General features: G+C 42.9%; 1 protein-coding gene. It reads right to left on the reverse strand.

Annotation, left to right across the window (positions count from 1 at the left end; translation table 11 throughout):
• Window positions 1–1,350: 1,350 nt before the first annotated feature.
• A partial coding sequence (locus F6K49_RS38005; protein WP_293105415.1) for an S-layer family protein occupies window positions 1,351–3,341 on the reverse strand: 1,991 nt, incomplete at its 5' end.

Genomic DNA, 3,341 nt, shown 5'->3' on the forward strand with positions numbered 1-3,341 from the left:
CCGATTTTCACCCTTTGTTGCTGTTGCTAGCATTATCGTGATTATCCCAAATTGCTGGAATTTACGATAACTCAGCAAGTTGCTGTTGCTAGCGCGATCACATGATTTCCCCAAATTGCTGGAATTTCCGACAATAACCGATTTTCACCCAATGTTTATCCAGCTAGCGCGATCGCATGATTTCCCAAATTGCTGGAATTTCCGACAATAACGGATTTTCACCCAATGTTTATCCAGCTAGCGCGATCGCATTTCTTCCCGAAATTACTTGAATTTTCGATAACTACCGAAATTGATTAACTTAGCGCTATCGTAATTATCCACAATTGCTCTAATTTTCGATAACTATCGTGCGTTGCTGTTGCTAGCATTATCGTGATTAGCCCAAATTGCTGGAATATCCAATAGCCAACGAATTGGACTGCAGTTTAGATAGCGCTATATTAAATGAATCAGAGCGATCGCATAATTTCCTAAATTGCTGGAATTTCCGATAACTATCGCGCGTTGCTGTTGCTAGCGCTATCATGATTAGCCCAAATTGCTGGAATTTCCAACAGTAACAGATTTTCACGCCTTGTTGATCAAGCTAGCTCTATCGCATTCTCTCCAAATTGCTCAAATCAGCAACAGTAGCTGGATTAAGCTGAAGGCACTTAACCTAGCGCGCTAGTCTTATACAGTGCGATCGCATAAGCGCGGAAGCTTTGCTTCATCGCGTAGCGTGACTGCATGTCAATCGCACTATAATCCAAAATTGTTGAAATTTTCGATATTGAAGTAATTGGATTGAAGTTAAATAACCTAGCGCTATAGTTTAGAGTGGCTTAATCTGAGCAATTTTAGCTAGCGCTATAGTTAGCGAATCGGTATAGCGCTACGCGCAAGTTAGAAGTCAGAAGTCAGAAGTCAGAAGTAAGCTAGGACTAGGTTTCGGAGTTTACAAATGTCCTAATCTTAATGGGTAGTGCTATATTGATAATTTCCAAAATTGCAGCAATTTCCGGCGTTGCTGATTTTGGGTATGGTTTCGCCCCCCTAGCCCCCCAATTCTGGGGGGAACAAGAGTTTCAAAGTTTTCCGCAAGATTATGATCCCCCCCAGCCCCCCTTAAAAAAGGGGGGAGCCATACTCGCTCGTCCCCCTTTTTTAAGGGGGATTTAGGGGGATCTCCGAGTTTTAAAACACGCCCTAGCCCCCCAATTCTGGGGGGAACAAGAGTTTCAAAGTCCCCCAAAATTGGGGGATTTAGGGGGCTTTAGCAAAACCAAACGATCGCGCTTCATACTTTAATTCAGCAACGCCGTTTCTTGCAGTTAACGGCAACATCAATATTATCTATCCCTTGGCTCAACCCTTGCTACCACAAGACCTAGGGTTATACCAATTACTCTTAGGAGTACCAGTATTCGGCTCAGCCGTCAAGATAATTGTACCATCCTCGCCCACTGTCCAACCCTGAGCTTCCACTATTTTCTTCTTGGGACGAGCAGGAGTAGGAGTAGAAGCAGCACGACGTTTCCCTCTCATTGGTAAGTAACTAACCTCAGGGGTAGGAGTAGAGGTAGTTTCTTCGATGTTCTCTTCTTCAGTATCAAGGGTAATCCAATCTACCAGTACAGACCTTTGATTGATTGGGTCTAGGGGACTTGGGGGTAAGCCACCCCGTCCAGTAACAATGAATTCACCCAGTTCATCTACTGCTACTTTTCCACTCCTGGGACAGTTAGCAACAATTAATGCTGAGGGGTCAACTATTGATGTTGGTAAGATTTCAGGATCTTGGGTAGGATTAACTGCAGCATCGATCTGCACAGACCCATCGAAAGACGAACCCCCTGTAAAACTAATAGCAGAGATATCATTAAATCGAGTTGGACCTTCCTGTAACCTGAAGTTTCCAAACAAGCCTTGGAGGGTGATTGTGATGTTTCCACCTTGGCCTCCTTCAGCATTAGCAAAGATATCGTTACCCGTTTCACCGTCAGAGGGAAATAGGATCAGTAATCCACCGTCAATAGTGATATTCCCACCTGTGACTCCATCCCCTGTAGCATCAGCCAAGATTAGGCTGTTGTTATCGAGTGTTGTCAATCCTGATACATTGATATCGATATTTGCTGCTTCTTGGTTGTCGGTTTGTGGGTCGGTTGATTTTCCAGTAGCAGCTACAAGTTGGCCATTGTCTAGGGTGAGAGAATCAGCCTCAATGGTTAGTTTGCCAGCTTCTCCTAGCTTGCTCTGATCCACCTCACCGTTCGGATCCACCTCAGGGTCTGGAAAACCATCCTGATTCAATCGCACAGCACTTACTGATATTCGTCCTCCATCTTCGACAGTTAGGTTTTTGGTTTTTATTGTCAAGTCTCCAGCATCGCTACCTCTGGTGGCTCCAACTGAAATCCTGCTTTCAGGGATATCATCTTGGATAGCAAGGATATCATTGGACGCCGATAGTTTTTCATCGATTTTTTCTTGCTCTGATTTTTCTTTCCTTTGTTGATATTTGTCTATATCTTTGTTAGTTTTTTCGATTTTTCTTTTGATTTCTTTGATTTCTTTTTCTGACAAATCATCCTTTAGTTTATTATTTAGTTGTTCCAGTTTATTGAGCTTCTCGGATAGTTTACGAGTTGATTTTTTGATTTTGTTATCTTCTGGAACAATACTTTTATTTTGTTTTTTCAGTCTATCCTTGATCCTAGCAACAGTCGATTTTGATGATTTTGGATCACTACCACTAACAATAACTTGCTTTGAAGCGTTAATTGTAATCTTGCCAGCATTGCCAGGCTGACCATTATTATCACCATCTAAGGGTTTAATCTCAATTTCTCCCCCTGCGGTGACGCCTACTACCTCGAATAAACTACTATTGGTGGCAGTAGAAAGAATTTCTCCCCCTGCGGTGACCTCTACTTCCTTAGCATTGATTGTGATATCACCGCCTGTAAATTCACCGATGCTGCGAGCGCTGATGAATGAGCCATTTGATACGGTTAATTTACCATCCGTCGTGACCTCAATCGTTCCTCCCTTAGGCTTATTGTCTCCAACAGCCTTGGCTCCTAGTTGACTTTCTGTGGCTATGCTACTGGGTTTATTCCCAGTTGCAGAAATTTCAACAAAATCGGTGGCATTAACTTTAATATTACCTGCTGGAATGTTGCCCTGAGTCGAAGCTTTTAATATCCCTCCATCTTTGAGGGATAGAGAGCGAGCTGTAATGGTAATGTTACCAAAGCTTCCTGAGTTTTCTTTGGCGCGCTCTGGGTTTCCAGTATTAAATTCTATGTCACTTCTGATGTCGCTGTTGTTAATCTCAATATTATCGTTAGCGG

The organism is Moorena sp. SIO3I6 (assembly GCF_010672095.1).